A 4333-nucleotide genomic window follows, 5' to 3' on the forward strand; every position below is an offset into this window, starting at 1 on the left:
CCGCCCCCTCCCCGCCCTCCTCGACGGGGGCGAAACAGGCGAAGGCCACCACCCCCGCGCCGTCCTCGGCGAGCAGCAGCTCCGCTCCCGGCCGGGCGGCTCCGGCGATCCAGTCCGACCACCGGGCGCCCCGCTCCGCGGCGTCCATGGCGTCGAGGTAGTCCTGCGGGACGATTCCCGGGTAGGCGGCCCGCCAGGAGCGGACCTCCACGTCGGCGACGGCAGGACCGTCCTCGGGCACGGCGGTACGTATCAGCATGGGACGTATCCTCGCGCTTCCACCGGCCCGCGCCCAACCGGTTTTCCGGCCAGCACACGGGACCCGTTCAGCGCACGCGATCCGCTGAACCCGCCGGACCAGCGCGCTCCGCCCGTCCCGCCCGGTCCGCCCGTCCCGCGAGAACCACGGGCTCCGCTCAGCCCGACCAGCCCACGCGCTCCGTCGGACCCGCCCACCTCACGGGCGGGAGTCGCGCACCTCACTCCGCGAACGCGAAACCGCCGTAGTCCTCGGCCAGGGCCGCCAGGTGGGGTTCGTCGAACACCGCCGGACCGCCGTGCGGCCCGGTGTGCACCTCGATCACCCAGTCCACGTCCTCGGCGTCGTCCTCGCCCGCGAGCATGTCGCGGTGCACCAGGCACGGTTCGTACCCCTGCTCCAGGAGCTGGTCGGCCAACTCCTCGGCGTCCTCGCGGTCCGCCATCGTCACCAGCACGGCGCCCCGGACGTCCTCAGCCACGGCGGCCCTCCCCCGAACGAGCGGCGGGGCCCTCCCCGCTGCGTTATCCTGACCTCAGGTGTCGATGGGGACGAGTAGCGCTGGCCCCGACCGGACGCGCAACAGCCTAGAACGGCTGGACCGTCCAAGCGACCCGGGGGCGGTGCGAGCCCGGGGGCACGACCAGCGCGAAGATCACCCCGGAGCCGCCGGAGGAACGGACGCGCCGCGTCCCAGTAGAACCGGCACAGCGCAACGAAGAGGGATCCGCCGCCCGCCGCCCAGCGGCACGGCCGCGGTCCAAGGAGGGTGGTACCGCGGGGCCGCACGCCTCGTCCCTCCGTCAGGAACACACCTGATGGAAAGGTACGACGGTGGCCAACGACCCCCGGCCCGAATCCCGCGCGCTGCCCCAGCTGCCCGCGCAGATCGACCTGCCCGCCATGGAGCGCGAGATCCTCGGCCGCTGGTCGAAGGAGAACGTCTTCCAGCGCTCGCTCGACCAGACCCGCGGCGGCCCCAACTGGGTCTTCTACGAGGGCCCGCCCACCGCGAACGGCCAGCCCGGCGTGCACCACGTCGAGGCCCGCGCCTTCAAGGACGTCTTCCCGCGCTTTCGCACCATGCGCGGCTACCACGTGGACCGCAAGGCGGGCTGGGACTGCCACGGCCTGCCCGTCGAGGTCGCCGTGGAGAAGGAGCTGGGCCTGTCCGGCAAGAAGGACATCGAGTCCTTCGGCATCGCCGAGTTCAACGACCGCTGCCGCGAGTCCGTCCTGCGCAACGTGGACGCCTTCACCTCCATGACCGAGCGCATGGGCTACTGGGTGAACATGGACGACGCCTACCGCACCATGGACCCCCAGTACGTGGAGTCGGTCTGGTGGGCGCTCAAGCAGATCTGGGACAAGGGGCTGCTGGTCCGCGACTACCGGATCAGCCCCTACTGCCCGCGCTGCGGCACCACGCTGTCCGACCACGAGCTCGCCCAGGGGTACGAGACCGTCACCGACCCGTCGGTGTACGTGCGCTTCCCGGTGACCTCGGGCCCGCTGGCCGCCGCCGAGCACCCCACCTCGCTGCTGGTGTGGACGACCACCCCCTGGACGCTGGTCTCCAACACCGCCGTGGCCGTGCACCCGGACGTGGAGTACGTGGTGGCCACCGACGGCCAGGAGCGCCTGGTCGTGGCGCGTCCGCTGTTCGAGAAGGTCCTCGGCGAGGGCTGGGAGCTCACCGGCGAGAGCTTCGAGGGCGACGAGATGGAGCGCTGGACCTACGAGCGCCCCTTCGACCTGGTGCCCTTCGACGAGCCCGCCCACTACGTCGTGCTCGCCGACTACGTCACGGTCGAGGACGGCACCGGCCTGGTGCACCAGTCGCCCGCCTTCGGCGCCGACGACATGGTCGTGTGCCGCGCCTACGGGCTGCCCGTGGTCAACCCGGTCCGCCCCGACGGCACCTTCGAGGCCGACCTGCCGCTGGTGGGCGGGGTGTTCTTCAAGGAGGCCGACAAGACGCTGGTGCGCGACCTGCGCGACCGCGGCCTGCTCTTCCGCCACGTCAGCTACGAGCACTCCTACCCGCACTGCTGGCGCTGCCACACGGCGCTGCTGTACTACGCAGTGCCGTCCTGGTACATCCGCACCACCGCGGTCAAGGACGAGCTCATCACGCAGAACCAGGCCACCCACTGGGTGCCCGAGAACGTCAAGGAGGGCCGTTTCGGCGAGTGGCTGCGCGGCAACGTCGACTGGGCACTCTCGCGCAACCGCTACTGGGGCACCCCGCTGCCGATCTGGGAGTTCCCCGACGGGCGCCAGATCTGCGTGGGCTCCCTGGAGGAGCTGGGCCGCCTCAGCGGGCGGGACCTGTCCTCCCTGGATCCGCACCGCCCCTACGTCGACGACATCGTCATCCCCGACCCGGACGCCGACCCCTCCCTGCCCGAGGAGGAGCGGGTGGCCCGCCGCGTCCCCGAGGTCATCGACGCCTGGTTCGACTCCGGGTCCATGCCCTTCGCCCAGTGGGGCGCCCCGCACCAGAACGAGGAGACCTTCCGGGAGAACTTCCCGGCGCAGTACATCTCCGAGGCCATCGACCAGACCCGCGGCTGGTTCTACTCGCTGCTGGCGGTGAGCACCCTGGTGTTCGGCCGCAACTCGTTCGAGAACGTGGTCGTGCTCGGCCACATCCTCGCCGAGGACGGACGCAAGATGAGCAAGCACCTGGGCAACGTCATGGAGCCCATCGCGGTGATGGACCGGCACGGCGCGGACGCCCTGCGCTGGTTCATGCTGGCCAGCGGCTCGCCGTGGACCGCCCGCCGGGTGGGCCACGCCGCCCTGGAGGAGATCGTCCGCAAGGTGCTGCTGACCTACCACAGCACCGTGTCGTTCTTCACCCTGTACGCGAACGCCGGTGAGGGCTGGGACCACTCGCTGCTGGACTCGGCGCCCGCGCCGCAGGACCGGCCGCTGCTGGACCGGTGGCTGCTCTCGGAGCTCAACGAGGTCGTCCGCGACGTCACCGAGGCGATGGACACCTTCGACACCACGGCCGCCGGGCGCCGCCTGACCGCGTTCGTGGACGACGTGTCCAACTGGTACGTGCGCCGTTCCCGCCGCCGGTTCTGGGGCGGGGCCGCCACCCCCGAGGGCGCCGCGGCGTTCGCGACGCTCTTCGAGGCCCTGGAGACCGTCACCCTGCTGATGGCGCCGATCGTGCCGTTCCTGACCGACCACGTGTGGTCGGCGCTGCGCCGCCCGGGCGCCCCGGACTCGGTGCACCTGGCCTCCTGGCCCGAGGTGCGCGAGGACCTGATCGACCCCGAGCTGTCCCGGAACATGGCGCTGACCCGCCGTCTGGTGGAGCTGGGCCGCTCCGCCCGGGTGGACTCGGCCGTGCGCACCCGCCAGCCGCTGGCCCGCGCCCTGGTGGGCGCCCCGGGCTTCGCGGACCTGCCCGAGCAGCTGCGCGGCCAGATCGCGGACGAGCTGAACGTGGCCTCGCTGGACTCGCTGTCCTCGGTGGGCGGCGACCTGGTGGACTTCACCGTGAAGCCGAACTTCCGTGCGCTGGGCAAGCGGTTCGCCAAGCGCACCCCGCTGGTGGCCAAGGCCGTCCAGGCCGCAGACCCGGCCGAACTGGTGCGGCAGGTGCGCGCCACCGGCTGGGCGCGGGTGCACGTCGAGGACGAGCCGGTGGAGGTGAGCGCCGACGAGCTGCTGGTGACCGAGCAGCCCCGCGAGGGCTGGGCGGTGGCCTCGGAGTCGGGTGAGACCGTCGCCCTGGACCTGGAGCTCACGCCGGAGCTGCGCCGCGCGGGTCTCGCCCGCGAGATGGTCCGGATGCTCCAGGAAGCCCGCAAGCGGAGCGGGCTGGAGGTGTCGGACCGCATCGAGGTGTGGTGGACGGTCACGGACGAGGCGACCGAGCTGGCGCTCGCCGAGCACGGCCAGGCGATCGCCGCCGAGGTGCTCGCCGACTCGTTCGTCGCCGGTGAGCCGGGCCGGGAGCTGCACACCGCCTCCTCGGAGGAGTTCGGTGTGACCTTCGGGTTCCGCAAGGCCTGACCGGAGGCCGCAGCCGAGCCCGACCACGGGGACACCGGG

2 protein-coding genes and 1 pseudogene are annotated in these 4333 nt (G+C 72.2%); 1 reads left to right on the forward strand and 2 read right to left on the reverse strand.

From position 1 onward, the window contains the following. Nucleotides 1-259, reverse strand: a pseudogene (locus DQW06_RS20715) (GNAT family N-acetyltransferase); the annotation flags it as partial. Nucleotides 260-479: 220 nt separating this feature from the next. Then, nucleotides 480-740, reverse strand: a complete 261-nt coding sequence (locus DQW06_RS20720; RefSeq protein WP_013151959.1) for a hypothetical protein — start codon at nucleotides 738-740, stop codon at nucleotides 480-482. Nucleotides 741-1093: 353 nt separating this feature from the next. Here DQW06_RS20720 and ileS point away from each other — a divergent pair, with 353 nt between their 5' ends. After that, nucleotides 1094-4294 carry an isoleucine--tRNA ligase gene (gene ileS, locus DQW06_RS20725; RefSeq protein ID WP_117199130.1) on the forward strand — a complete coding sequence of 1067 codons (3201 nt, stop codon included), beginning with the start codon at nucleotides 1094-1096 and terminating at the stop codon, nucleotides 4292-4294. The last annotated feature ends 39 nt before the right edge of the window (nucleotides 4295-4333 follow it).

Origin of the sequence: Nocardiopsis sp. TNDT3, from assembly GCF_003427465.1 — a bacterium.
Lineage (GTDB): Bacteria > Actinomycetota > Actinomycetes > Streptosporangiales > Streptosporangiaceae > Nocardiopsis > Nocardiopsis dassonvillei.